We start from the raw sequence: 23028 nt of genomic DNA, 5'->3' as shown, positions 1-23028 counted from the left end.
TCGTACGAGGGCGGTGGCGGGGAAGCGGTACTGCTTCTACAGCCACTGTAAAGGAACGGCAAACCAGGTTCGCCGGGAGTCCGACGCGAAAACTAGAGCGGGGTGGCCGCGTGCAGGATGAGGACCATCGTCACGGCGGAGTTCGCCGACGACATGGCGGAGGCCGCCGCCCCCGCCGCCGCGGCCCACGCCGCGAGCCCCACCGCGGTGAACAGGGAGGGCCAGCTGCGGGCCGCGGGAGCCGGGCGCAGGAGGGCCGCGACCCGGCGCGGCACGGGTCCCGGGGCGGCGAGTCCGGCCAGGGTCGGGGCCGGGGCGCCGCGGGAGTGCAGGGCCGCCTTGCCGATCGCGCGGGCGACGGCCTTGCGGTCGCCGACGGTGTGGGCGGCGTCCTCGTCGGCCCAGCGCTCGGTCGTGTAGGACACGGCCGTGCGCAGCGGGCGCAGGAAGGGATTGGCGCGCGCGGCCAGCTGCACGGCGAGGAGGTAGCGGTGGTGCCGGGTCGCGAGGTGGGCGCGTTCATGGGCGAACAGGGCGCGGCGCTCGGCGGGTTCGAGGCAGTCGAGCAGGGCGGTGGTGACCACGACCCGGTCGCGTGCGCCGCCGGGCAGCGCGTACGCGTAGGGCACGTCGTCGGGCAGGACCGCGACGGCGGTGCCGGGCAGTCCGGCCAGCGCGCGGTGGGCACGGCGGCGCACCTGGCGGTGGCGCCACAGCGTCCGGCCGCAGGCAGCGGCCACGGCGAGCAGCCCCGGAATGGCCAGACGCCCCGCGACCCCGTCGTACGGGACGGCAGCGCGCACCTCGGGGTCGGACCAGCCGTCCGGCAGCGGGTTCCCGGGCAGCTGGGCGGTGCCGACGACCATCAGGAGGCCCAGGCACAGGGTGCTGGCGAGCGCCATGACCGCGGCGACCGTCGTGAGCAGCCGGGTGGCGGTGCGGGGGTGCAGGCGCTGCTCGGCGAGCCGGGCGACCGGCCAGGCGGTCAGCGGCAGCACGAGGGGCAGAAGGACGAACATCCCCATGACGGTTCAGACGTCCCTCTCCGCCTCGGCCTGGCCCAGGAGCTCACGCAGCAGCTGCTCGTCGCCGGGCGGCAGGGCGGTGAGGAAGCTGGCAAGGACCGCCTCCCGGTCGCGCTCGCCGTCGAGCACCTTGCGCATCTTGCGTGCCGCGAGGCCCGCCTCGTCGGACGAGGGGGTCCACGCGAAGGAGCGCCCGGCGCGCTCGCGGGTCACCGCGCCCTTGTCCAGGAGCCGGGTCAGGATCGTCACGACGGTCGTGTACGCGAGATCCCCGCCGAGCCGCTCCTGCACCCAGCCCGCGGTCGCGGGGCCCTCCGCCTCGCGCAGGGCCGCGAGGACCTGCGCCTCCAGCTCACCCTGCCCCCGCCGCCGGGAACGCCCCCGCTGCTCCGCCACGCCCGTCTCCCTTCCGCTGCCTCGTCGTCCCACTGCCTCGTCGCCTTGGACGAGGCTAACGCCCGCGGGCCGGAGGTGCGCCGCCGGCCGGACGCGGCGCGGGTCCCTGCCCCCGCCCCGGCCCCGGGCGGCGCACGGCCGGAACTGCGTTGCCCCGCCCCCGTGGCGCCCCTTAAGGTCACTGACGTGACTGCCGGGTCGGCCTTGGGCCATGCACGAGTAAGGCGTCCGGCCTCGGCGTGAGCGCGAGGCGGGCCAGAGCCCCGCCGTCCCCTCTTCCGACTTCCCCTCCCCGCGCCCCCTCCTGCGGCGCGCCCTCAGTGGACCCCAAGATCCGGAAGAGACCTCACCCATGCCGTACGACCAGCTCCCGCACGAGACCACTTCACCTGTCACCACCGCCCAGTTGAACCACACCGCCGTCTTCGCCAAGGACCGGCAGCTGTCGGCCGAGTTCCTCGCCGCGATCCTGGGCCTGAAGGTCGGCGCGCCGTTCGGCCCGTTCCTGCCCGTCGATCTCGGCAACGGCGTGACGCTCGACTACTACGAGCTGCGCGACGAGCCGATCCAGTCGCAGCACTACGCGTTCCTCGTGCCCGACGAACAGTTCGACTCCATGATCACCCGCCTGGAGACGGTCGGGGTCACCTACTACGCCGACCCCAACCACACCGAACCGGGCCGGATCAACCGGCTGTTCGGCGGCCGCGGTGCGTACTTCGACGACCCGGTCGGCCACAACATGGAGATCATGACCCGTCCCTACGCCCGCCCCTAGCGTCCGCGGGTGCGGAACGGCCCGCTCCCGGGGGCTGTTTGCCTGTTCGAATCGTGATTGAGGCATAGCGCCCCGCCCGCTCCCGCAGCGGGCGGGGCGCTTGTGTCCGGCCGAGGTCGCTGAGGCCCGGTCCGGGTCCGTTCGCCGTGGGGCGGCGGGGCGGGGTGACGCCCCGAGCGCCCTGTGGGCCCCGGGAGTCGGACAGTTGACGCACTGCGCGCCCCGGACGGCAGAACCTGCGCACGCGCGACGGTCGGCGCAAAAGGCTCATTGCGACACTTGTCCGGCGGCAGTAAGAAGGGGAATCGACCCGAAAAAACGTTGCGGCCGCGGCGTCCTGAAAGGCATCACATCGCAGCTCTGAGAGAAGCCGGGTGATCCAGAATGGCGCAAGATCCACACACCGCAGTGACGAACGAGCCGGACGACGGAGCCATAACCCTGGCCGCCGAGCAGGAGGCGGTCCTGCAGCCGCCCTCCGAGGGCACCGAGGGCCAGGCCCAGCACTCGACGGGCGAAGGCCTGGAGCACGTCGAGGGCTACCGCCGCCCGGAGCACTTCGCGCCGGAGGCCTGGACGGCCCCGACCGCCACGCTGCCCGACATCGGCGAGGCGTCGTACGGCCCGCCGCCCCTGGCTCCGGAGACCGTGCACGGTCCCGATGACCGCATCCAGATCACCAACACCAGCGTGTATCCCTGGCGGGTGCACTGCTACCTGCTGATCACCGCCCGCGACAACGCCCTCTACCAGGGCACCGGCTGGCTCCTGGGACCGCACACCCTGGCCACCGCGGGCCACTGCGTCTACATCAAGGGCAGTGGTGTGGCGGGCCGGGACGGCTGGGTGAAGAGCATCCAGGTCATGCCGGGCCGCAACGGCGCCTCGCTGCCCTACGGCAGCATCACCTGCACCAGCTTCCGATCCGTGACGGGCTGGACGAGCAACGGCGACGAGAACTTCGACTACGGCGCGATCATCACGCCCTCCAACATCGGCTCCACCACGGGCTGGTTCGGCTTCGGCGTCTGGTCGGACTCCGACCTGCTCAAGACCACCGGCAACATCTCCGGCTATCCGGGCGACAAGCCGTCCGGGACGCAGTGGTACGCGGCGCGCGGGATCGACTCGGTCGCTCCGCGCAAGGTGTACTACGACATCGACACCGCGGGCGGACAGAGCGGCAGCTCCGTCTACCGCATCGACAGCACCGGCCGCTACGGCTTCGGCATCCACGCCTACGGCGGTGCCCGGGTGAACTCGGGAACCCGGTTCACCACACCCGTCTACAACAACTACGTGGCATGGAAGGCGTGAGCCAACCCCGATGAACGACAGCGGTTCGGCAGTGGAGATCACCGGCGTCGTCCGCGACGCGTCGGGCACCCCGGTGACGGGCGCTCACGTCCTGTTCACCGACGGGCCCCAGCCTCTGCCGGACATCGCTGCCCTGACGGACGCCGAGGGACGGTTCTCCCTCAGCGCTCCCACGGCGGGCGTGTACACGCTCACCTGCCGGGCGGACCCGCTCTCGGGTCCGCCCGGCACGGCCGAGGCCACCGTCCGCGTCGAGCCGTCGGCCCAGGCCGTCCTGCCGGGGCGGCTGCGGGTCGATCTGACGCTCGGCTAGCTCGGCCGGGGGACGCGTGCGGCGCCGACCGGCAGCGGTGGACGTGCGTGGTGGGCCAGTCCTGTCTAGCGTCACGTGCATGAACACTGTCCCGCAGCGTTTCGAGATCCTGCTGGTCCCCGCGTTCTCGGGGGACGGCGAGAGTACGACCGATGCCCGCGGCGCCCTGCGCTCGGCCGTCGTGGTGGCCACGGGGGACACCGGGTCCTCCGGTTTTCCCCGGTACGCGGGTGACGGGATGGAGGCCGACATCGACCCCGGGACCCGCACCGTCGAGGCGCTCCTGGTCGACGGGTCCGAGCTGGACTACGGGCTCTCGGTGCGGGTCGCCGACGTGTAGCGGGTCGCGGACCTGTAGCGGGTCCGGGCCCGGCGCTGCCGGAGCGTCGGCGCGGTCACGGCGGCGGGGCCGCGTCGCCGGCGAGGCGTGCCAGCGTGTGCGCGAGTCCCGGCGATGCGCCCACCGGAGCGGTTCCGACCGCGCCGGTGGGCGATACGGTCCCCACCACGACGTCGCCCTCGTGGACCAGGATGTGGCTGGGCGGCCGGAGTTGGCGGGCCTGGTCGATGACCGTGGCGGCGTCGCCGGCGAAGCGGGCGCTGAGGTCGATGACCAGGACGTCGGGCAGCAGGGCGCGGGCCCGGGCCAGGGCGAGGAAGCTGTCGTCCGTCTGGGAGATGACGTACACACCGGGGACGGTCTCGATCTGCGGGATCAGACGACTGGCCCGGTGATCGGCGGCCAGCACCAGCACGGTCAGCACTTCGCACTCGTCCTTCGCGTGGTCCAGATTTCACCGGCACTCGCCGTACCGCACTCTCCACTTCACTGATCGTTTCAGCATGTCATCCGACGCGGCGGATCCGGCGACCGCCACGGAGCAGGCGTGTCGCCCCGCTCGCGTGGCCCGCGCCATGAACCTGATTGTGGAGTTGATTTCTAGATACTCGTTTTAGTTTCGATGGGATAGGCTCCGCCCATGACGCACAGTGGCGGAGCGGGCCCGGTGCGCTGTGGCGCCTAAGCAGCAACGCGGCGAAGCCACCGTCGAGCGGCTCCTGACCGCGGCGCTGGAGGTGTACGCCGCGTCGGGCCGGCCGGGGTTCACCGTCAGCGCGGTCACCGCGGCCGGAGATGTCAGCCTCGGCAGCCTCTACCACCACTTCGGCAGCATCGACGGCCTGGCCGCCGCGCTGTACACCCGCTGCATGGAGCAGCTGTTCGACGAGATGATCGCCGCCCTGAGCCGTGCGCGCACCGCCCGCACCGGGGTCCGCGCCCTGGTCGCCGCCTATCTGCGTTTCACCGAGGAGCACCCGGACGCCGCCCTCTTCCTGCACGCCTCCGGCTACTCCGGCTACCTCGCGGCGCACGCGGACCAGATCCGCACGGCCAAGGCGGCCAAGCTGGCGGTCGTCGCGCGGTGGATGCTCCCGCGGGTCGCGGCGGGCGAGATCGCGGCCGTGCCCGGACCGGTGCTCGAGGTCCTGGTCATGGGGCCGGTCGCCGAGGCGTCGCACCGCTGGCTGGCGGGCACGTACGACATGGATCTCGCCGAGGCCGCGCGGTTCCTGCCCGACCGGATCTGGTGCTCGCTGCGGCCGGACTAGACCGGCAGGTCGAGCCGGGTGAGGTGCCCGGGGGTGAGCGCGCGCAGGAAGTCCGCGGCGTCGAACGCCTCCCCGGCCGCGCGGACGCCCGGCGTCGCGCAGCGTCCGTCGAGGACGCGCTCCAGTGCCTCCACGACGAGCGGCGCCGTCACGGCGTAGATGTCACGTCCGCCCGCCACCGCGCGCCGGGTCTCCTCGCCCCGCCGGACGACCGCCTCGACCACGAAGGTCTGGGCGGAGCGCCCGTCGGCGTCGGCGGGGACCGGCTCCGGGGTCCGCGCCGCTCGGACGTCGCGCAGCGGCGCGAGGTTCATCACCGCGCGCACCTCGGGGGTGCGCACATGGCGCGGCAGGGTGACCTGGTCGGCCGTGGCGAACGCGGAGGCGTCCTGGGTGCCGAACGGCTTGGGGAAGTCCCAGGAGAAGACGTCCTGGGAGTAGTCGAAGGGGCGCAGCCCGCCTCCGGAGTGGACGAGGTGCTGCCCGGCGTTGCTCTCCCCGGTCAGGCGGGTGCCTTGGGTCGGGTGCCAGCTGTCGAGGCCGTACGCGAGGGTGATCTCGTCCGCGTCCGGCCACTCCCCCAGGGCCGCGGTGGCCAGCAGGTCGCCCAGGCCGCCGTAGAAGGCAAGGGACGGCGCGACGACGACGCCGGCGTCCCGCGCACGGTCGCCGTAGGTGTCGAACAGGGCGGCGGTGACGCCCTGTTCGGCCGCGACGTCCAGGTACGGGATGCCCGCGCGCAGCGCCGCGTCCACGACCGGAAGGGACGTCATCAGGAACGGTCCCGCGCAGTTGACGACCGCCACCGCGCCGTCCAGGGCACGGTCGAGGGATGCCGCGTCCTCGGTGGACGCCACGCGCACCGGCGCGTCGGGGGCCAGGCCGCGCAGCGCGTCGAGCTTCCCCCGGTCCCGGCCCACGAGCAGCGGCGTCGCGCCGCGGCGCAGCAGTTCCGCGACGACGAAGCGGCCGGTGTGGCCGTAGGCGCCGACGACGGCCACCGTCGGCCCCTGGGACCAGACGTCGGCATCCGCTACGGCAGGCGTGGAAGGGGTGTTGCTCATGGTGGGCTCCTGGTGTCCGGAGGGCGGTGTGCCCTGCGCCCACCATGTTCCGGGCCCGGCGCACGCCCCACCAGTGGCTGGAATGACGAGGGGCGTACAGTTTCGGACATGCGCACTGCGGCGACCGTGGCGATGGCACTTCCCGAGGGCAGCATGCTCTTCGAGGCCGCGGCGGCCTTCGAGGTCTTCGGCACGGACCACTCCGACCTGGCCGGGTCCTGGTACTCCTTCACCGTGTGCGGCACGGACGGAACACGCGTCGGGGACTGGCTCCGCGCCGAGACCTCCCACGGCATGGAGGCCCTCGCCACCGCGCAGACGGTGATCGTCCCGGCCTGGCGCGACGTCGAGCTCGGCCCGCCGGGCGAGTTGATCGATGCCCTGCGTGCCGCGCACGCGGCAGGCGCCCGGATCGTCTCGCTGTGCACCGGCGCCTTCGTCCTGGCCGCGGCGGGCCTCCTCGACGGCCGCAGGGCCACCACACACTGGGCGCACGCGGACCGGCTCGCCGAGCGCCACCCCCGCGTCAGGGTCGACGCCGGGGTGCTCTTCACCGACGAGGGCAGCGTGCTCACCTCGGCCGGGAAGGCCGCCGGCATGGACCTGTGCCTGCACATCGTCCGCACCGACCACGGGGCGACGGTGGCCAACGCGCTGGCCCGGCTGCTCGTGACCCAGCCCCACCGGGACGGCGGCCAGGCACAGTTCATCCCGGCGCCGGTGGCGCACGGGCGCGACCACCCGCTGGCGGATCTGCTGCCCTGGGTGCTCGCCCGGCTCGACTCCCCGCTCACGGTGGAGGACCTGGCCCGGCAGGCGGGCATGAGCAGCCGCAATCTGTCCCGGCACTTCCACGCCGTCACCGGAACCGCCCCGCTGCGCTGGCTGCTCGGCCAACGCGTGCGGCTGGCACAGGAGTTGCTGGAGTCGAGCGACGAGAGCGTCGAACGGATCGCGGCCCGGACCGGCATGGGAACGTCCGCCACGCTCCGGCGCCACTTCGCCCGCGTCACGGGACTGCCGCCCGAGGCCTACCGGCGGACGTTCGGCGCCTCCTGAGCGTCGATCCGTACGGTCACCGCCGACTGATCTCCGGACATGGGGGTACTCGGCCGCCGTGCGAAACCACAACCAGCCGTTCCACCGCTGATCACATACGCCCCGATCGGTGCCCGCGTCGCGTGGGCGCCCATCGGCCGGCCTCAGCGGCGAACGGACCACGAGATCAAGGGAGGCAGCCATGATCACCGCCGTCATCATCGCCGTGGTCGTCATCGCGGCAGCCGCCGTCCTCTTCGTCGGACTGCGGCGAGCCCGGGGCGGCGGACGCGGCCTGAAGCACCGCTTCGGGCCCGAGTACGACCACACCGTCGCCCGTCACGACGGGGACGTCCGGGCAGCCGAACAGGAACTCCGCGAGCGAGTACGGCTCCACGGCTCCGTCAAGGCCGAACCCCTGCCGCCCGGGGCGCGCGAGCGCTACGTGGCCCAGTGGGCCGGCGTCCAGGAGCAGTTCGTCGAATCACCGCAGCAGGCCGTCACCGAGGCCGACGCGCTGCTGTCGCGCCTCGCCAGGGACCGGGGCTTCCCCGACGGTCAGCACTTCGATGAGCAGGTGGCCGCGCTCTCCGTCCACCACGCACACTCCGTCCACGGCTACCGCAGCGTGCACACGGCGACCCGTGGGCAGAGCGGCACCGAGGAAATGCGCGAGGCCATGGTCGAGGCCCGGCGCCTCTTCGATGCCCTGGTCGCCGAACACCCGGCCGACTCGTCCCGTAACGGCCGACCGTCCACCGCCGACCGCGGCCACACGCCGTGGGCACTGCCCCGGCGCCATGCGAAGGGAAGTGGCACGTCATGACCGATTCCCAGCACTTCACACCGCGCGAGCCGGCCGCCGGTGGCGCCGCCCCCGCACCCAACCCTGTCGCACCAGCGCCTGGTGCGCCCGCACCTGGTGCAGCAGCACCTGGTGGCCCCGCGTCCGGTGGCCGCGGGCCCGGCACGCCCGGTGGCCCCGCGTCCGGCGCGCCCGGTGGCCCAGTGTCCGGCGCACCCACCCGTACGCCCGCTGCCTCCGAGGCCCACGCCCCTGGCTCCGTCCTGCTCCCGCAGGACGAACGGGACAAGCTCGGCCTGCGGCTCCAACAGGCCCTCAGCACCTTCGTCGAGAGCCCGCGCCAGGCGGTCGAAGAGGCCGACAGCCTCTTCGACGACGCCGTCAGGCACCTGACCGAGACCCTCACGGAACGGCGGCGCACCCTGCGCGCGAGCTGGCACGGTCACGACACCGAGGCGCACACGGAGGAACTGCGCCTCGCGCTGCGGGAGTACCGGGAGTCCATGGAACGGCTGCTGCGCATCTAGGTCCGCGCCGGTCGGCGCAGCGCGGGGAGAGCGAAGCGCAGGATGCGTCCCCACGCTGAGCCGTACTGCCGCCGCAACGGCCCCGTGACGTAAGGGATGTCGTACTTCTCGCACAGTTCGCGCACGCGAGGAGCGATCTCGGCATAGCGGTTGCTCGGCAGGTCGGGGAAGGCGTGGTGCTCGATCTGGTGGCTGAGGTTTCCGCTGAGGATGTGGAAGAGCCGGCTCCCCTCGATGTTGGCGGAGCCCTGGATCTGCCGCAGGTACCACTGGCCCCGCGTCTCGCCCTCGATGTGTTCCTCGGTGAAGGTCTGGACGTCACCGGGGAAATGACCGCAGAAGATGATGGTGTGCGACCACAGATTGCGCACGGTGTTGGCCGTGAGGTTGCCCATCAGGCAGGGCAGCGCCGATGGCCCCGCGAGCAGCGGGAAGAGTACGTAGTCCTTGGCGAGTTGGCGGGTGGCCTTGGCCAGGACCCCGGTCAGGTCGGTCGTCAGCGAACGCCATGACTTGGAGCCCGAGGCGACAGCCTCGGGCTCCAGGTCGTACAGCGCGATGCCCCACTCGAAGAACGGTGCGAGCACGAAGTTGTAGAGCGGCTGGGCCAGATGGCGCGGCCGCCAGGGCTGGTCGGCGCTCATCCGGAAGAGGATGTACCCGAGGTCCCGGTCGCGGTCGACGACGTTGGTCCAGGTGTGGTGCAGATGGTTGTGGGTGTGCTTCCAGGCCTCGGCGGGCGTCAGGAAGTCCCACTCCCAGGTGGCCGAGTGGATCGCCGGATCACCCATCCAGTCCCACTGGCCGTGCAGGATGTTGTGGCCGAGCTCCATGTTCTCCAGGATCTTGGCGAGGGAGAGCATGGCGGTGCCCGCCGCCCAGGCGGGCGGGAACAGGGAGACGGCGAGAGCCGCCCGGCCGCCCGCTTCCAGACCGCGCTGGGTGGCGATCACCGTACGGATGTAGCGGGCGTCGTCGGCCCCGCGCGCGGCGATGACCTCGGAGCGGATCCGGTCGAGCTCCTCCCCCAGTTGCTTGTCGAGTTCCTTGGCGGGCTCCGCACCGGTGGCGGCGAGAGGGGTCGCGGTCATGAGGACTCCTTCGGTGGCTAGGCGTCGAGGGCCGTCGGTCCGGCCGCGGCCGAGACACAGGTCTGGATCAACTGGCCGGTCCGGTCGTGGATTTCGCCGGTACGCAGATCGCGTACGCGCCCGTAGGTCAGCGGAGTGAGGCAGCCGAAACAGAGGCCTCGTCGGCATCCGTACGGCATCGGTACCCCCGCGGACTCGCCGACGGCGAGGAGCGGGGTCGACGCGTCCGCGGCGATCTCCTTACCGGTGCGGGTGAACAGGACCCGGCCGCCGGGGGCGGCATCGGGGTCCGGCGGCAGGACCGGGGCGAGCCGGAAGCGCTCCACATGGAGCCGTTGCCGCAGGCCTGCCCTCCCCCAGTGGTCCTCCATCGCGTCGAGCAGCGCGGCCGGACCGCAGGCCCAGGTCTCGCGCTCGCGCCAGTCGGGGCAGAGCCGCCCCAGGGCCTCCGGGGTGAGCCTGCCGTTCCGCCGCGTGTGGTGTTCGTCGTAGGACAGCCAGGTCAACCGCCGCCGGGCCGCGTGCAGTTCACCGCTGAAGATGCTGTCCTTGGCGCTGGGCGCGCTGTGCAGCAGGACGGCATCGGAGGGCGGGGGCCGTCGGCGCATGAGAGTGCGGAGCAGGCCCATCACCGGGGTGATGCCGCTGCCCGCGGTCACCAGGAGGATGCGGGCGGGGAGTGGGTCCGGCAGCACGAACTCCCCTTGTGCCGGGCCGAGTCGGAGCACCGTGCCCGGCGGCGTCCGGTGGGCGAGGCGCGGGGACACCTTGCCGTCGGGCGCGACCTTGACGGTGATCGTCAGCAGTCCGTCCGCCCGGTCCGGCGCGGAGGTGAGGGAGTAGGTGCGCCAGTGCCGTACGCCGTCCATCTCGACGCCGACCGGGAGGTACTGCCCCGCCCTGTGTCCCGCCCAGCCCCGGCCGGGCCGCAGGGTGAGGGTGGTGGCGTCCGGGGTCTCCGGGCGCACCGCCGTCACCCGGCCCGCGGGAAGCCGCGCGTCGAGCAGGGGATCGATCAGTCCGAGATAGTCGTCCGGGGCGAGCGGGCTGGTCAGCCAGGAGGCTGCGGTCAACAGCCTGCCCATGAGGGCCGGTAACGCAGGCATGGCGCGGGTTCCTCTCGTCACGCGGCACGAGGGGTGTCGCGTACGTCGAGTCGTCCCGGGCCCGGCTGGGACCACGTAACCACGCCGGTGCGAACTGGCGCACGACCAGGAGGCCGTATCCCGCCACCCGTGATCTGCGGTGCGCCTCGGGCGTGTCTCCCCCCGGTGCGGTGGGCTGGGGGGACAAGTCCCGGCGAACCGGTCGGGAATGGCCGGATGATGATGCCCTTCCCGACGTCGTCGCGGCCGTGCGCCGAGGGCCGGCGGGGTCAGCCGTGGGGCAAAATGACCGCCCGGCCGTCGATGCGGCCCTCGTGCAGGTGCTCGTACGCCTTGGGGGCGTCGTCCAGGGTGTACGTCTCCACATGGACGTCGATCGCGCCGGAGCGGGCCAGGTCGAGGACCTCGATCAGCTCGGCCCTGCTGCCCCAGTACGGGGCGCGGACCGCGGCGTCGTAGGGGGTCGTGCCGAAGCCGACGGACGCGGGGCCGCCGCCGATGCCGACGATCGTGACGTCCGCCTCCACGGCTGCGCAGGCGGTCGCCGTGGCGACGGTGGGCGGCGCGCCGACGAAGTCGAACACCGCCTGGGCGCCGAGGCCGCCGGTCAGCTCGCGGACCTTCGCCGCCGCGTGCTCGTCCGACAGGACGGTCTCGTGGGCGCCGACCTGGTGGGCGAGGCGCAGCTTGCCGTCGGTGACGTCCAGGGCGATCACCCGTGCCGGGGTCAGCGCGCGCAGCAGCTGGATGGCGACGTGCCCCAGACCGCCGGTGCCGATGACCACGGCGGTGCTGCCGGGGGTCAGCTTGGGCAGGGAGGTCTTGATGGCGTGGTACGGGGTCAGGCCCGCGTCGGTGAGCGGCACGGCGGTCACCGGGTCGAGGCCGCCCAGCGGGACCAGGTGGCGCGCGTCGTCCACGATCATGTACTCGGCGATGGCGCCGGGCGCCCCGAGTCCGGGCGGCAGGATGCCGAGCTCGGCGGCGCGCGTGCAGTAGTTCTCCTTGCCCTGCGCGCACATCAGGCAGGCTCCGCAGCCCCACGGTCCGTAGACGGCCACGGAGTCGCCGGCCTCGAAGCCGGCGACGCCCTCGCCGAGGGCGGCGACGGTCCCCGCGCCCTCATGGCCGAGGGTGAGCGGCAGCGGGAAGGCCAGCGCCTCCGCGGGCCAGCTCATCACCGCGATGTCGGAGTGACAGACGCCCGCGGCGGTGACCTTCAGGAGCACCTGGCCGGGGCCCGGCTCCGGGCGGGGGACGGTGACCACCTCGGGGGCCGTGCCCACGCTGCGGTACTGGACGGCCTTCATCGTGGAAGGCAGTTCGGGGCGTTCTTGCGCTGACATCTGGGATGCCTCTTCTCGTTCCTCGTACGGTGCGCCTGATGTCCCCCTTGTCCGTCTACTGTACTCCTCTCGATGTCCCAATGGGACACATGACCCACTGGGACACCTGCTCACGCCCGGTCGTAGTGATACCCGTCGCCGTGGGCGGGGCCGACGTCGTGGCGGATGCCGCTCGGGTCGTCGAGGGTGAAGAAGGAGGGGTCCATGTCCCCGCACAGGATCTGGCTTGAGCGCCCCTCGTCCACGTGAGCGGTGCCGACGTTGATGCGCTTGCCGCCGTCGGCCACCGACACCAGCTTGGCGTGGTTCTCGCAGTGCCCGCCGTTGCCCGAATCGGTGACGAGCTTGACGGCGTACCCGCCCGGTGCGACCCGGTAGATGATCACCTTCTGCGGCTGCTGGACGTACGGAGACGTGAGGGTCCAGGTTCCGACGAAGCCCTGCGGGACGCGGTTGTCGGAGGTGCCGGAGCCCGAGCCGGACCCTGACCCTGACCCCGCACCTGAGCCCGATCCCGAGCCGGAGCCGGAGTCGGAGTCGCCTGATCCCGAACTGCCTCCGCCCGACGGCGCCTTGGGGTCTGTACCCTCCTCCCCCGCGGCTGCGGGGTCGTCGCCGGAGGCGCTGTCACTGCCCGCGGCGCCCCCGGATGAGTTGCCGTCCTTGCCCGCCGAGGAGTCGCCGCCCTTGCCCTTCTCCTCGCCGTCTTTTCCGTCCGTGCCGTCCTTGCCCTTGCCGTCGGGGTCCTTCGATCCCGTAGGCGCCGGGGATGTCGGGGAGCTGTCGGAGCCGGGCGGGGCGCCGTCGGCTCCAGGGGCTCCCTGGGCGCCGTCCTCGCCGTCGAGCAGGGCCACGGTGCCTCCGGAGGCCAGCACGGCGGTGACCGCTACGGCCATGGCCCAGGTCCTGCGCGTGCGCCGGTGGGCGCGCTTGGGGGCGGACGCGCCCACCGCCGGGGAGATCACTGCCGGGTCCGCCTTCTCCCCCGACTCCGGCTCGGCCTTCGCCTCTCCCCCGGCCTCCGGTTCCGGCTCGGGAGCCGCCCGCAGCCCGAAGGTCGCGACGTCCCCCGCCGGAGCGGGCTCCGCCGGCTCCGAAGCCCTCGCGGCCTCGCCGCCCGGCGCCTCCACGTCCAGCAGCCTCGCCGCGTCCTCCGCGAGGCGGGCCACCAGCGCCGGCGGCAGCCAGGCGCCCTTCCCCGCACCCGAGGGGCGGGGCCGCTCGGGTGCCTCCAACAGCTCGTCCACACCCGGCCGTTCGGCGGGCGACTTGGTCAGGCAGCGGGCGATGAACGCGCGCAGCGGCTCGTCCTTGACGAGGGTCAGGTCGGGCGCGGCCTCGACGATGCGGTACATCACCGCGTGCTGGTTGCTCGCGCCGTGGCCGAACGGCAGCTGCCCCGTCGCCGCGTACATGAGGACGCAGCCGAGCGCGAAGACGTCGGCCGGCGTGCCCGTCTCCTCGCCCAGGATCTGTTCGGGCGCCATGAAGCCGGGCGAGCCGATGACCATGCCCGTGCTGGTGAGCAGCGACTCCACGGATACCTGTAGCGCTCGGGCGATGCCGAAGTCGATGACCTTCGGGCCCGCGACGGTGAGCAGCACGTTGGACGGCTTCAGGTCGCGGTGCACGATGCCGGCGCCGTGGATGCCCTTCAGCGCCCGCAGCAGCCCGTCGGCCAGTGCGTACACCGAGGAGGCGGGCAGCGGGCCGTACGTCAGGAGCGCCTGCTCCAAGGAGGGGCCCGGCACGTATCCCGTGGCCACCCAGGGCCGCGCGGCGTCCGGGTCCGCGTCGAGCACCGGTGCCGTGAAGTGCCCGCCCACGCGCCGCGCCGCCTCGATCTCCCGGCGGAACCTGGCCCTGAACTCCTTGTTGGAGGTGTGCTCTTCGTGCACCACCTTCACGGCCACCGTGCGGCCGCCCTCGGAGCGGGCCAGGTAGACCCGGCCCATGCCGCCGGCACCGAGCCGGCCGATGAGCGGATAGGGGCCGATCCGACGCGGGTCGCCGGGCGTCAGCGGTTCTCTGCCACCGCCACCGCCGCCGCTGTCGCTGTCCCTGTCGCTCCCGCTGTCCCGCTCGTCGCCGTGGTCGCCACTCATGCTGCTCTGTTCCCCCGATGATTCATGTTCCGTACTCCGTACGCTGCTTTCGCACTACGCCCCGCGTCACACGACCAGGTCAGACCGTCACCTTCACGATGCGGCCGGACGCCTCGACCACGAACAGCTCCCGCCGCGCGTCGTGGTCGCCGAAGCCGCGCGGGACGCGCACGCTGCTCGGCATGCGCAGGCCCGACACCAGGACGCAGGAGCTGCCGGTGTCCGGGTCCACCCTGATGAGCTCGCCGTCGCGGAAGCTCGCGACCACCAAGTCGCCGTCGAAGGAGGTCAGGTCGTCGAGGAGCTTGATGTCCAGGGGGTTCGGGCTGAGTTCGGTGACCCTGGTGCGGCCCGCGGGGTTCTTCAGCGGGATGCGCACGACCGGGGACGCGGCGTCGGTGATGACACTGCTGTAGAGCTGGTCGCCGACGATCTCCAGGCCGTTGGTGCCGAAGACGTCCGCGGCCCGCGTCCACGCCTCGTCCTTCGTGCCGTCCGGGCGGATCTTGACGACGCCGGTGGCGAGTTCGCGGCTGAGGTAGAAGTTGCCGTCGGCGTCCATCGCAAGGCCGTTGATGCCGGAGACGCCGTCCACGAACTTCTCGGGCTCCGGCCGGGCGGCGGCCGGGTCGAACCGCATGATGCCGCCCCCGCCGGAGAGGGCCGAAGTCAGCGGGTTCACGCCGTAGTTGACGTACATCATGCCGTCCGGGCCGCGGCGGATCCCGCCGGGTCCGTTGACCGGGAAGCTCGTCCTGAGCGTCCCGTCGGGGGCGTATCCCTCGACCCGGTGCTTCATGATGTGGGCGACCCAGAGCGTGCCGCGCCCGTCGAACTCCAGGTTCTCCCGCCAGTCCAGGATGGGCACGCCCCCTTCCTTGAACACCTCCACGCTCGCCCGCCCGGGGCACCGCTCCAGGCCAGAAAGGGCTCCCGAGGCTTGCGCCGGCGCCTGTACCCCGCCCACCAGCAGCGCCGAGAGCAGGCCTGCGGCGGTCACGGCACGCGCGGATCGCACGGCACGCGCGGATCGCACGGCACGCGCGACGCGGTGGCGTAAGCGCGCGTGCGGGAGAGAGGTCGCCCGGGTCACAGGTGGTCCCTTCGATGGTCGCGTCGATGTGCCGCGCCGGTCCGGCGCAAAACTGATCGCATGCTCTGCGTGGGGCGGTCACACCCCAGCGCGACTCAACAGGCCACTGGTACCCCCGAGTTGATGGGTACTATAGAAAACCTAAGTGCCTGCTATCAATGGGGAAGGTGAACCGACTCGCATGACACGCAGCTATGACCAGTCCTGTCCGGCGGCGCGGGCCCTGGACGTCGTCGGCGGCCGATGGTCCCTGCTGATCGTGCGCGAGCTGCTGCTCGGCCCCAAGCGCTACACCGACCTCGTCGCGGGCCTGCCCGGCATCGGCCCCAACGTCCTGGCCGAGCGACTGCGCGCGCTGCGCGACGCGGGCGTCCTCAGCCAGTCCAAGCTGCCGCCCCCCGCACCGTCCGCGGTGTACGAACTGACGGAACTCGGCGCCGCCATGCGCCCGGTGGTCGACGAACTCACCCGCTGGGGCATGCGGCTGCCGACCGCTTCCCGGCCGGGCGACACCTTCCGGCTCAACTGGGTGCTCGGCTGTCTGCGCGCCAGCTTCCGGCCCGACGAGGCCGGCGGCGTGCGGGAGACGTACGAGTTCCGGGTGGACGGCGACGCGTTCCACCTCCGGGTCGACGACGGCGTACTCGACATCCAGAACGGCAGCGCCACGGACCCCGCCTGCGTCATCACGACCGACCTCGGGACGTTCCTCGCCGTCGGCGCGCGCCTCGTGGACGTCCAGGACGCCATGGCGCGCGGCCTCGCCCAGCTGGAGGGTGAACTGCCGGCCGCCGCACGGGCGATCGCCATCGTCGGCGCGCATCCCGAGGCCACCGGGGGCCGGCACGGCATCGTCGGAGCGGTCGGCGCCTCGTTCCGTCCCGACCGCGCTCTCGGCGTACGCGAGACGTACGAGTGGGTGATCGGCGATCTCGTCTTCCACGCCCGCGTCGACGACGGCACGGTCGAGACGGACCTCGGACCCGCCGCGGACGCGGCCGTCACCCTCGTCACCGATCTGAGCACCCTGCTCCAACTGGGCGTCGGCTCGCTGCCGCTCGAGGACGCGCTCAGCGCGCAGCTCATCGAGGTCAACGGCGACCTGGACGCGGCGCTGCGGATGGCGGACGCCTTCGGCGTGGTCCGCGCCGACGGTGCGGCCTCGACTCACTGACGGCCGAGTGGCCCTGGTGCCGTACGGCACCAGGCACCAGGCCCCCTCGGCGTGCGATCAGTTCAGCGGGGCGGACACGGTCCCGTAGAACTGCATCGGCGGCCAACCACGCGACTCCAGCAGCCCGTTGATGGCATTGGCGACGTCCAGCTCCGTCACGTCCTTGCCCGACGGCGCGTTCTCGATCTCCAGGCTGAACTTCACCCGCATGGAGGCGTCGACGTCGCCGATGCTGGAGTTGCCGCTGAACTCGACCCCCGAACCCCACTCGACGTCGGAAGCGGTCGAAGCGCCCGCCGCCTTCCCCTCGGCCGCCTTGCCCTCGGCCGCCTCCGCCGAGCCCGCCGACGCGATGACCGCACCGGCCGCCGCCGAACCCGAATACCCCAGCAGCGCACGCCTGGAAACTCCGGCCATGATCCCCTCCTCGCAGACAAAGATCTCCCCCCTGGAGACCGAAGGTGATCGTATGCACGAGTCCGCCGAGACCGGGGCGGAATAGGATCATCCGCTCATCGTCCGCGTGCACCGCATGGTCCGCCGGGTCCGCGTGGCCCGCATGGCCCGCATCCATCGCAGCGGGCCCCGGCGGATCGAGATCCGCCGGGGCCCGCCGGCCGGTCGCGCGACGACCGATGAATGGTCTCAGCCGTGATCTCAGTCCGTTCCGGACTCCATCGCGGCGCGGTCCAGCATCGTCTCCTCGTCCGTGGCGGTACCGCGCGAGGCGATCGCCTCGGCGCCGCCGCCGTCCATCGCGCCGATCAGTCCGGTCGAAGCCGCCTGCGCGGCGCCGATCGGCGTCGGGTGGCCGCCGCCGACCAGGCCGAGGCCCGCGTACTGCTCGAGCCGCGCACGGGAGTCGGCGATGTCGAGGTTGCGCATGGTGAGCTGGCCGATCCGGTCCACCGGGCCGAACGCCGAGTCCTCGGTCCGCTCCATGGAGAGCTTGTCCGGGTGGTAGCTGAACGCCGGGCCCGTGGTGTCGAGGATCGAGTAGTCCTCGCCGCGCCGCAGCCGCAGCGTCACTTCGCCGGTGATCGCCGTGCCGACCCAGCGCTGCAGCGACTCGCGGATCATCAGCGCCTGCGGGTCCAGCCAGCGGCCCTCGTACATCAGCCGGCCCAGGCGCCTGCCCTCGTTGTGGTACGCGGCCACGGTGTCCTCGTTGTGGATCGCGTTGACCAGGCGCTCGTAGGCGATGTGCAGGAGCGCCATGCCGGGGGCCTCGTAGATGCCGCGGCTCTTGGCCTCGATGATCCGGTTCTCGATCTGGTCGGACATGCCCAGACCGTGCCGGCCGCCGATCGCGTTGGCCTCCATGACGAGGTCGACCGGGGAGGCGAACTCCTTGCCGTTGACGGTGACCGGGCGGCCCTGCTCGAAGCCGATCGTCACGTCCTCCGTGTCGATCTCCACCGCCGGGTCCCAGAACCGCACGCCCATGATCGGGTCGACCGTCTCGACACCCGTGTCGAGGTGCTCCAGGGTCTTGGCCTCGTGCGTGGCGCCCCAGATGTTGGCGTCCGTCGAGTACGCCTTCTCCGTCGAGTCGCGGTAGGGCAGGTCGTGGGCGACCAGCCACTCCGACATCTCCTTGCGACCGCCGAGCTCCGTGACGAAGTCCGCGTCCAGCCAGGGCTTGTAGATCCGCAGGTGCGGGTTGGCGAGCAGCCCGTACCGGTAGAACCGCTCGATGTCGTTGCCCTTGAAGGTGGAGCCGTCGCCCCAGATCTGCACCCCGTCCTCGAGCATGGCCCGCACCAGGAGCGTGCCGGTCACGGCGCGGCCCAGCGGCGTGGTGTTGAAGTACGGGCGCCCGCCCGACTTGATGTGGAAGGCGCCGCAGGCGAGCGCCGCGAGCCCTTCCTCGACCAGCGCGGCACGGCAGTCGACGAGCCGGGTGATCTCGGCGCCGTACGCGGAGGCGCGGCCGGGCACGGAGGCGATGTCGGGCTCGTCGTACTGGCCGATGTCGGCGGTGTACGTGCAGGGGACGGCGCCCTTGTCGCGCATCCAGGCGACGGCGACGGAGGTGTCGAGACCGCCGGAGAAGGCAATGCCGACGCGCTCGCCGGTGGGGAGGGAGGTGAGGACCTTGGACATAGGAAGAGTATGCATGACTTCGTATGACCATGCAACGTCGCTCGCGCGGCCGTCCCTCCTGTCGAGTGCCGATATCGGCTACCGTCATGACGCCGCCCGGGCCGTTCCCGCCGCAGAGGAACCACTCAGCCGAGGAGCCACCCATGAGCACTCCCCCCGCCTCACCGAACACCCCTCGACCGGAGCCGGAGCCGGGTCCGGGTGCGAGGCCGGTGCCGGCGCCCGAGCTGGAGCGCCGCCTCGGGGTGCACGACGCCGTGGTCATCGGCCTGGGGGCGATGCTCGGTGCGGGGATCTTCGCCGCGTTCGCCCCCGCCGCCCGCGCCGCGGGCTCGGGTCTGCTCGTCGGCCTGGCGGTCGCGGCGGTGGTCGCCTACTGCAACGCCACCTCGTCGGCCCGGCTCGCCGCCCGCCATCCCGCCTCCGGCGGCACGTATGTCTACGGCCGCGAACGGCTCGGCGATTTCTGGGGCTACCTCGCGGGCTGGAGCTTCGTCGTCGGCAAGACCGCCTCCTGCGCGGCCATGGCCCTCACCGCGGGCGCGTACGCCTGGCCCGGCCACGAACGCCCGGTGGCGATCGCCGCCGTGGTCGCCCTGACCGCGGTCAACTACATCGGCATCCAGAAGACCGCGTGGCTGACCCGCACCGTCGTCGCCCTCGTTCTCGCGGTCCTCGCCGCCGTCGTGGCCGCCTGCCTCACCAGTGGCCGAACCGACGCCGCCCGGCTGGAGTTGAGCGGCGACGCGAGCGTGGGCGGCGTGCTCCAGGCCGCCGGTCTGCTCTTCTTCGCCTTCGCCGGGTACGCGCGCATCGCCACGCTCGGCGAGGAGGTCCGCGACCCGCGCCGCACCATCCCCCGCGCGGTCCCGCTCGCCCTGGGCATCACGCTGGTGGTGTACGCGGCGGTCGCCACCGCCGTCCTCGCCGTGCTCGGCCCCGACGGCCTGGCGGACGCGACCGCGCCGCTCGCGGACGCGGTGCGCGCGGCCGGGGCGCCCGCCCTGGTGCCGGTGGTGCGCGTCGGCGGCGCCGTCGCCGCGCTCGGCTCGCTGCTCGCCCTGATCCTCGGCATCTCACGCACCACACTGGCGATGGCCCGCGACCGCCACCTGCCGCACGCCCTTGCCACCGTCCACCCGCGCTTCCACGTCCCCCACCGGGCCGAACTCGCCGTCGGCGCGGCCGTGGTGGCCCTCGTCGCCTTCGCCGACCTGCGCGGCGCGATCGGCTTCTCCTCGTTCGGGGTGCTCGCCTACTACGCGATCGCCAACGCCGCCGCCCGGACCCTGACACCCGAGGAGGGCAGGCCGCCGCGCGCCGTGCCCGTCATCGGCCTGGCGGGCTGCCTGCTGCTCGCCTTCAGCCTTCCGCTCGCCTCCGTCGTCTCAGGGGCCGCCGTCCTGGCCGCCGGTGCGGTCGTCTTCTTCGTACGACGGACAGCGGCATCCCGTAGCTGACCGGCGCATGGAGGAGGCGGCCGGACCCGAGCCCTCAGATTTGGTCGTCGCCGAGGACCTCGCGGGCCAGTTCGGCGAGGGCCCTGCGGTCCTCGGCGAGCGCCTCGCGTCCGGCTGCGGTCGCCCGGTAGACCCGTCGCGCACGTCCGTCGACCACGCGCTGCTCGGAGGCGAGCAGCCCGTCCGCCTCAAGGCGGTGCAGCGTCGGGTACAGCGTGCCCGGACTGATGGCGTAGCCGTGGCCCGCCAGCTCCCGGGTCATCCAGGCGCCGTGGATCTCGCCCCGCGCCGCGTGATGCAAGATGTGCAGCCGCACGGCGCCCCGCTGGAACTCCCGCACCCCGCACCTCCACGCCGACCCCTGCCGGGTCGGTGCCGAAACCGATATCGGCTGCCGATTCTACGCGGCGAGGCGGCACCGCACCCGGTACGGAGACGGCGCCGAGGCCGGGCAACGCCGCTGGTGACGGGCCATATCGGCCTAATGCTTAGGATGTGCAAGTGCATGAATACCGCATCAGGACGGCCACCGCCGACGATCTCGGCGCCGCACGAGCCGTCATGCTCGACACCGTCTACCACGACTTCGGCACGGGGTACGTACCGCGCTGGCACGGCGACATCATCGACCTCGACGGCGCGTATCTGAGCCCCGGCCGCCACACCCTGCTCGTCGCGGTGGACGAGCGGGACGGGACGGTCGCCGCCACCGCCGCCCTCGACTCCCGCGGGCCCGCACACCCGCCGAACCCGCGCTGGATCGCCGAGCGCTTCCCCTCGGGCGAGACGGCGCAGCTGCGGCGCGTCTACGTACGCGCCGAGCACCGGCGCCGCGGCCTTGCCCGGCGCCTGGTCGGCGAGCTCCTGGACTTCGCCGCGGCGGACGGCGGGTACCGCTCCGTCTATCTGCACACCGACCCGGCGGTGACCGGCGCCGAGGGGTTCTGGCGTTCGCTGGGCAAGGTGGTGCACGACGAGCGCGAGGACGCGGGCGCATCGCGCGTCGTGCATTTCGAAGTACCCATGCGGCCGTAGCCCCGGTGCGCAGACGTCCGCGGCCACACCATGACCCCCGAGCCATTAATGGAAATGGTTGTCATGTAACCTCTGTGGCTGCTGCCGCCTTTCGGACCCACTCCCCACCGAGTCCGGACCCACTCCCCACCGAGAACGAGGACCATGCGCTCCGTCCGCCACCGTCCCCTCATAGCCGGCCTGCTCGTCGCGCCCCTGCTCGCCGGCTGTTTCGCCGCCAAGAACGACGCGTCGGGCGACACCGCGGGCGGCGCCCGGCTGAAGGTCGCACTCGCCTTCCCGCCCTCCGAGAACTTCTCCCCGTACGGAGCCGACGCCACCCTCCTCAGCCGTCTCGGCGTCACCGAGGGCCTGACCAAGCTGGACGCGAACGGCTCCGCCGCCCCCGCACTCGCCGCGTCCTGGAAGCAGGAGGGCGACCGCGGCTGGCTGTTCACCCTGCGCCAGGCCGACTTCCAGGACGGCACCCGCGTCACGCCGTCCGCCGTCGCGTCGTCCCTCACCCACGCGGGCAAGGCCGAGCCCGTCACCGCCGCCCTGTCGGGAGCCACCCTCACCGCCGAACCCGTCGGCGACGACCGGGTCCGGATCACCACCGCGGACCCTGACCCGGCGCTTCCACTGCGTCTGTCCAGCCCCGGCCTCGCCGTGCTCTCCGCGAAGGCGTACGAGAAGGGCGACAAGGTCAGTCCGGTCGGCACCGCCACGGGACCCTTCGAGCTCACCAAGACGACCGGCGCCACCGCGGCCACCCTCGACCGCTTCGACGACTACTGGGGCGGGCGCGCCCAGGCGTCCGGCGTCGACGCCCGGTTCATCGCCGACGGCACCGCGCGCACGAACGCGCTGCGCACCGGCGACGTGGACATCGCCGAGGCCGTGCCCGTCTCGCAGGCCGCCTCCCTCGACAAGGGCCACAGCCGCGAGACCGCCACGGCTCGCACCACCGCTCTCCAGCTCAACACCGAGAAGGGCGCCTTCAAGGACCCCGGCCTGCGCGCCGCCGCCCGTGCCGCGATCGACACGTCCGCACTCGCCAAGGACGTGTACGAGGGCCACGCCGACACCGGCGAGGGCATCTTCGGCCCGGCCCTGACGTGGGCCGAGGGCAAGCGCGACAAGCCCGAGGGCCGGGCGCGGGCCAAGGCACCCGGCGGCAGGTCGATCACCCTGGCCACGTACGACAACCGGCCCGAGCTGCCCGAGGTCGCCCAGGTGCTCAAGCAGCAGCTGCAGAAGGCCGGGTTCAAGGTGACGCTGGAGGTGCGCGAGTCCTCCCGCATCGAGGGCGACGCGCTGTCCGGGAAGTTCGACGGCTTCGTCGGCGCCCGCAACACCATGCTCGACACCGGCGACCCCGTCTCGGTCCTCGCCAGCGACTACACCTGCGACGGCAGCTACAACCTCTCGCTGCTGTGCGACACCGCGGTCGACAAGGCCGTGCGGAAGGCCGAGAACGCGGCCGACACCGCCGAGCGCCAGGACGCGGCCATGGCCGCCGAGGCCGCGATCCTGGGCACCGACGCCGTCGTCCCGCTGGTCCACCAGCGGATCATCACGGGCGTCGGCGGCTCGGTGCGGGGCGAGATCCTCGACCCGTACGAGCGGACGCTGGTCTCCGCCGGCACGAGGCGCTGA

At 72.6% G+C, this 23028-nt stretch carries 24 protein-coding genes; 12 read left to right on the top strand and 12 right to left on the bottom strand.

Annotated elements, in window-relative coordinates; all coding sequences use genetic code 11:
• Positions 1 to 92: 92 nt before the first annotated feature.
• Positions 93 to 1025, bottom strand: a complete 933-nt coding sequence (locus ACZ6ZP_RS23590; RefSeq protein WP_469408249.1) for a M56 family metallopeptidase — start codon at positions 1023 to 1025, stop codon at positions 93 to 95.
• 6 nt (positions 1026 to 1031) lie between these two features.
• Entirely contained in the window at positions 1032 to 1421 is a 390-nt protein-coding gene (locus ACZ6ZP_RS23585; protein ID WP_351164247.1) for a BlaI/MecI/CopY family transcriptional regulator, read from the bottom strand.
• Between the two features lie 352 nt (positions 1422 to 1773).
• On the opposite strand from ACZ6ZP_RS23585, the gene ACZ6ZP_RS23580 reads away from it, so the two are divergent.
• The 4 genes from ACZ6ZP_RS23580 to ACZ6ZP_RS23565 all read left to right on the top strand — a co-directional run bounded on the left by ACZ6ZP_RS23580 (position 1774) and on the right by ACZ6ZP_RS23565 (position 4169).
• A complete protein-coding gene (locus ACZ6ZP_RS23580) occupies positions 1774 to 2199 on the top strand; it encodes a VOC family protein (protein ID WP_351164246.1) in 426 nt (141 codons plus the stop codon).
• A 384-nt stretch (positions 2200 to 2583) separates the two neighbouring features.
• Positions 2584 to 3516 carry a trypsin-like serine peptidase gene (locus ACZ6ZP_RS23575; RefSeq protein WP_351164245.1) on the top strand — a complete coding sequence of 311 codons (933 nt, stop codon included), beginning with the start codon at positions 2584 to 2586 and terminating at the stop codon, positions 3514 to 3516.
• Positions 3517 to 3526: 10 nt separating this feature from the next.
• A complete protein-coding gene (locus tag ACZ6ZP_RS23570; RefSeq protein ID WP_361466771.1) occupies positions 3527 to 3829 on the top strand; it encodes a carboxypeptidase-like regulatory domain-containing protein in 303 nt (100 codons plus the stop codon).
• 79 nt (positions 3830 to 3908) lie between these two features.
• Positions 3909 to 4169 (top strand): hypothetical protein, encoded by a 261-nt coding sequence (locus tag ACZ6ZP_RS23565; protein ID WP_351164243.1) that lies wholly within the window; start codon positions 3909 to 3911, stop codon positions 4167 to 4169.
• 55 nt (positions 4170 to 4224) lie between these two features.
• Here the strand turns inward: ACZ6ZP_RS23565 and ACZ6ZP_RS23560 are convergent, their stop codons facing one another.
• A complete protein-coding gene (locus ACZ6ZP_RS23560; protein ID WP_351164242.1) occupies positions 4225 to 4593 on the bottom strand; it encodes a hypothetical protein in 369 nt (122 codons plus the stop codon).
• Between the two features lie 250 nt (positions 4594 to 4843).
• On the opposite strand from ACZ6ZP_RS23560, the gene ACZ6ZP_RS23555 reads away from it, so the two are divergent.
• Positions 4844 to 5440, top strand: a complete 597-nt coding sequence (locus ACZ6ZP_RS23555; RefSeq protein ID WP_366464860.1) for a TetR/AcrR family transcriptional regulator — start codon at positions 4844 to 4846, stop codon at positions 5438 to 5440.
• Here the strand turns inward: ACZ6ZP_RS23555 and ACZ6ZP_RS23550 are convergent.
• A complete protein-coding gene (locus tag ACZ6ZP_RS23550) occupies positions 5437 to 6504 on the bottom strand; it encodes a saccharopine dehydrogenase family protein (protein WP_366464861.1) in 1068 nt (355 codons plus the stop codon). The two genes, ACZ6ZP_RS23555 and ACZ6ZP_RS23550, sit on opposite strands and share 4 nt — an antisense overlap.
• Positions 6505 to 6612: 108 nt before the next feature.
• Between ACZ6ZP_RS23550 and ACZ6ZP_RS23545 the strand changes: the two genes are divergently transcribed.
• The 3 genes from ACZ6ZP_RS23545 (at position 6613) to ACZ6ZP_RS23535 (ending at position 8874) form a co-directional block, all read left to right on the top strand.
• Positions 6613 to 7563 carry a helix-turn-helix domain-containing protein gene (locus ACZ6ZP_RS23545; protein WP_366464862.1) on the top strand — a complete coding sequence of 317 codons (951 nt, stop codon included), beginning with the start codon at positions 6613 to 6615 and terminating at the stop codon, positions 7561 to 7563.
• Between the two features lie 181 nt (positions 7564 to 7744).
• Positions 7745 to 8368: a hypothetical protein gene (locus tag ACZ6ZP_RS23540; protein WP_351164238.1), complete on the top strand. Its 624-nt coding sequence runs from the start codon at positions 7745 to 7747 to the stop codon at positions 8366 to 8368.
• Positions 8369 to 8550: 182 nt separating this feature from the next.
• On the top strand, positions 8551 to 8874 hold the full coding sequence (locus tag ACZ6ZP_RS23535) for a hypothetical protein (protein WP_361466759.1): 324 nt from the start codon (positions 8551 to 8553) through the stop codon (positions 8872 to 8874).
• Here ACZ6ZP_RS23535 and ACZ6ZP_RS23530 read toward each other — a convergent pair.
• The 5 genes from ACZ6ZP_RS23530 to ACZ6ZP_RS23510 all read right to left on the bottom strand — a co-directional run bounded on the left by ACZ6ZP_RS23530 (position 8871) and on the right by ACZ6ZP_RS23510 (position 15390).
• Entirely contained in the window at positions 8871 to 9965 is a 1095-nt protein-coding gene (locus ACZ6ZP_RS23530) for a fatty acid desaturase family protein (RefSeq protein WP_361466756.1), read from the bottom strand. The genes ACZ6ZP_RS23535 and ACZ6ZP_RS23530 overlap by 4 nt on opposite strands.
• 17 nt (positions 9966 to 9982) lie before the next feature.
• Positions 9983 to 11071: a ferredoxin reductase gene (locus ACZ6ZP_RS23525; RefSeq protein WP_469408247.1), complete on the bottom strand. Its 1089-nt coding sequence runs from the start codon at positions 11069 to 11071 to the stop codon at positions 9983 to 9985.
• A 269-nt stretch (positions 11072 to 11340) separates the two neighbouring features.
• A complete protein-coding gene (locus tag ACZ6ZP_RS23520) occupies positions 11341 to 12381 on the bottom strand; it encodes an NAD(P)-dependent alcohol dehydrogenase (protein ID WP_469408383.1) in 1041 nt (346 codons plus the stop codon).
• Between the two features lie 146 nt (positions 12382 to 12527).
• Complete coding sequence (locus tag ACZ6ZP_RS23515) at positions 12528 to 14522, bottom strand: serine/threonine protein kinase (protein ID WP_469408245.1); 1995 nt, start codon at positions 14520 to 14522, stop codon at positions 12528 to 12530.
• 79 nt (positions 14523 to 14601) lie between these two features.
• Entirely contained in the window at positions 14602 to 15390 is a 789-nt protein-coding gene (locus ACZ6ZP_RS23510; protein ID WP_469408243.1) for an SMP-30/gluconolactonase/LRE family protein, read from the bottom strand.
• 406 nt (positions 15391 to 15796) lie between these two features.
• Here ACZ6ZP_RS23510 and ACZ6ZP_RS23505 point away from each other — a divergent pair, with 406 nt between their 5' ends.
• Positions 15797 to 16789 (top strand): winged helix-turn-helix transcriptional regulator, encoded by a 993-nt coding sequence (locus ACZ6ZP_RS23505; protein WP_351164232.1) that lies wholly within the window; start codon positions 15797 to 15799, stop codon positions 16787 to 16789.
• Positions 16790 to 16846: 57 nt separating this feature from the next.
• On the opposite strand, the gene ACZ6ZP_RS23500 is transcribed toward ACZ6ZP_RS23505, so the two are convergent.
• Entirely contained in the window at positions 16847 to 17206 is a 360-nt protein-coding gene (locus ACZ6ZP_RS23500; protein WP_351164231.1) for a hypothetical protein, read from the bottom strand.
• 240 nt (positions 17207 to 17446) lie between these two features.
• Complete coding sequence (gene argG, locus ACZ6ZP_RS23495; RefSeq protein ID WP_351164230.1) at positions 17447 to 18895, bottom strand: argininosuccinate synthase; 1449 nt, start codon at positions 18893 to 18895, stop codon at positions 17447 to 17449.
• 143 nt (positions 18896 to 19038) lie between these two features.
• On the opposite strand from argG, the gene ACZ6ZP_RS23490 reads away from it, so the two are divergent.
• Positions 19039 to 20355: an APC family permease gene (locus ACZ6ZP_RS23490; RefSeq protein WP_399980705.1), complete on the top strand. Its 1317-nt coding sequence runs from the start codon at positions 19039 to 19041 to the stop codon at positions 20353 to 20355.
• Between the two features lie 34 nt (positions 20356 to 20389).
• Here the strand turns inward: ACZ6ZP_RS23490 and ACZ6ZP_RS23485 are convergent, their stop codons facing one another.
• Positions 20390 to 20695: an Rv3488 family transcriptional regulator gene (locus ACZ6ZP_RS23485; RefSeq protein WP_361466738.1), complete on the bottom strand. Its 306-nt coding sequence runs from the start codon at positions 20693 to 20695 to the stop codon at positions 20390 to 20392.
• Positions 20696 to 20856: 161 nt separating this feature from the next.
• Here ACZ6ZP_RS23485 and ACZ6ZP_RS23480 point away from each other — a divergent pair, with 161 nt between their 5' ends.
• Complete coding sequence (locus tag ACZ6ZP_RS23480) at positions 20857 to 21390, top strand: GNAT family N-acetyltransferase (RefSeq protein WP_469408238.1); 534 nt, start codon at positions 20857 to 20859, stop codon at positions 21388 to 21390.
• A gap of 144 nt (positions 21391 to 21534) precedes the next feature.
• Complete coding sequence (locus ACZ6ZP_RS23475; protein WP_469408236.1) at positions 21535 to 23028, top strand: ABC transporter substrate-binding protein; 1494 nt, start codon at positions 21535 to 21537, stop codon at positions 23026 to 23028.

Source organism: Streptomyces sp. NPDC054047, assembly GCF_055585065.1.
The sequence above is the reverse complement of the archived record's forward strand: the minus strand, read 5'-3'. Positions and strand labels throughout refer to the sequence as shown.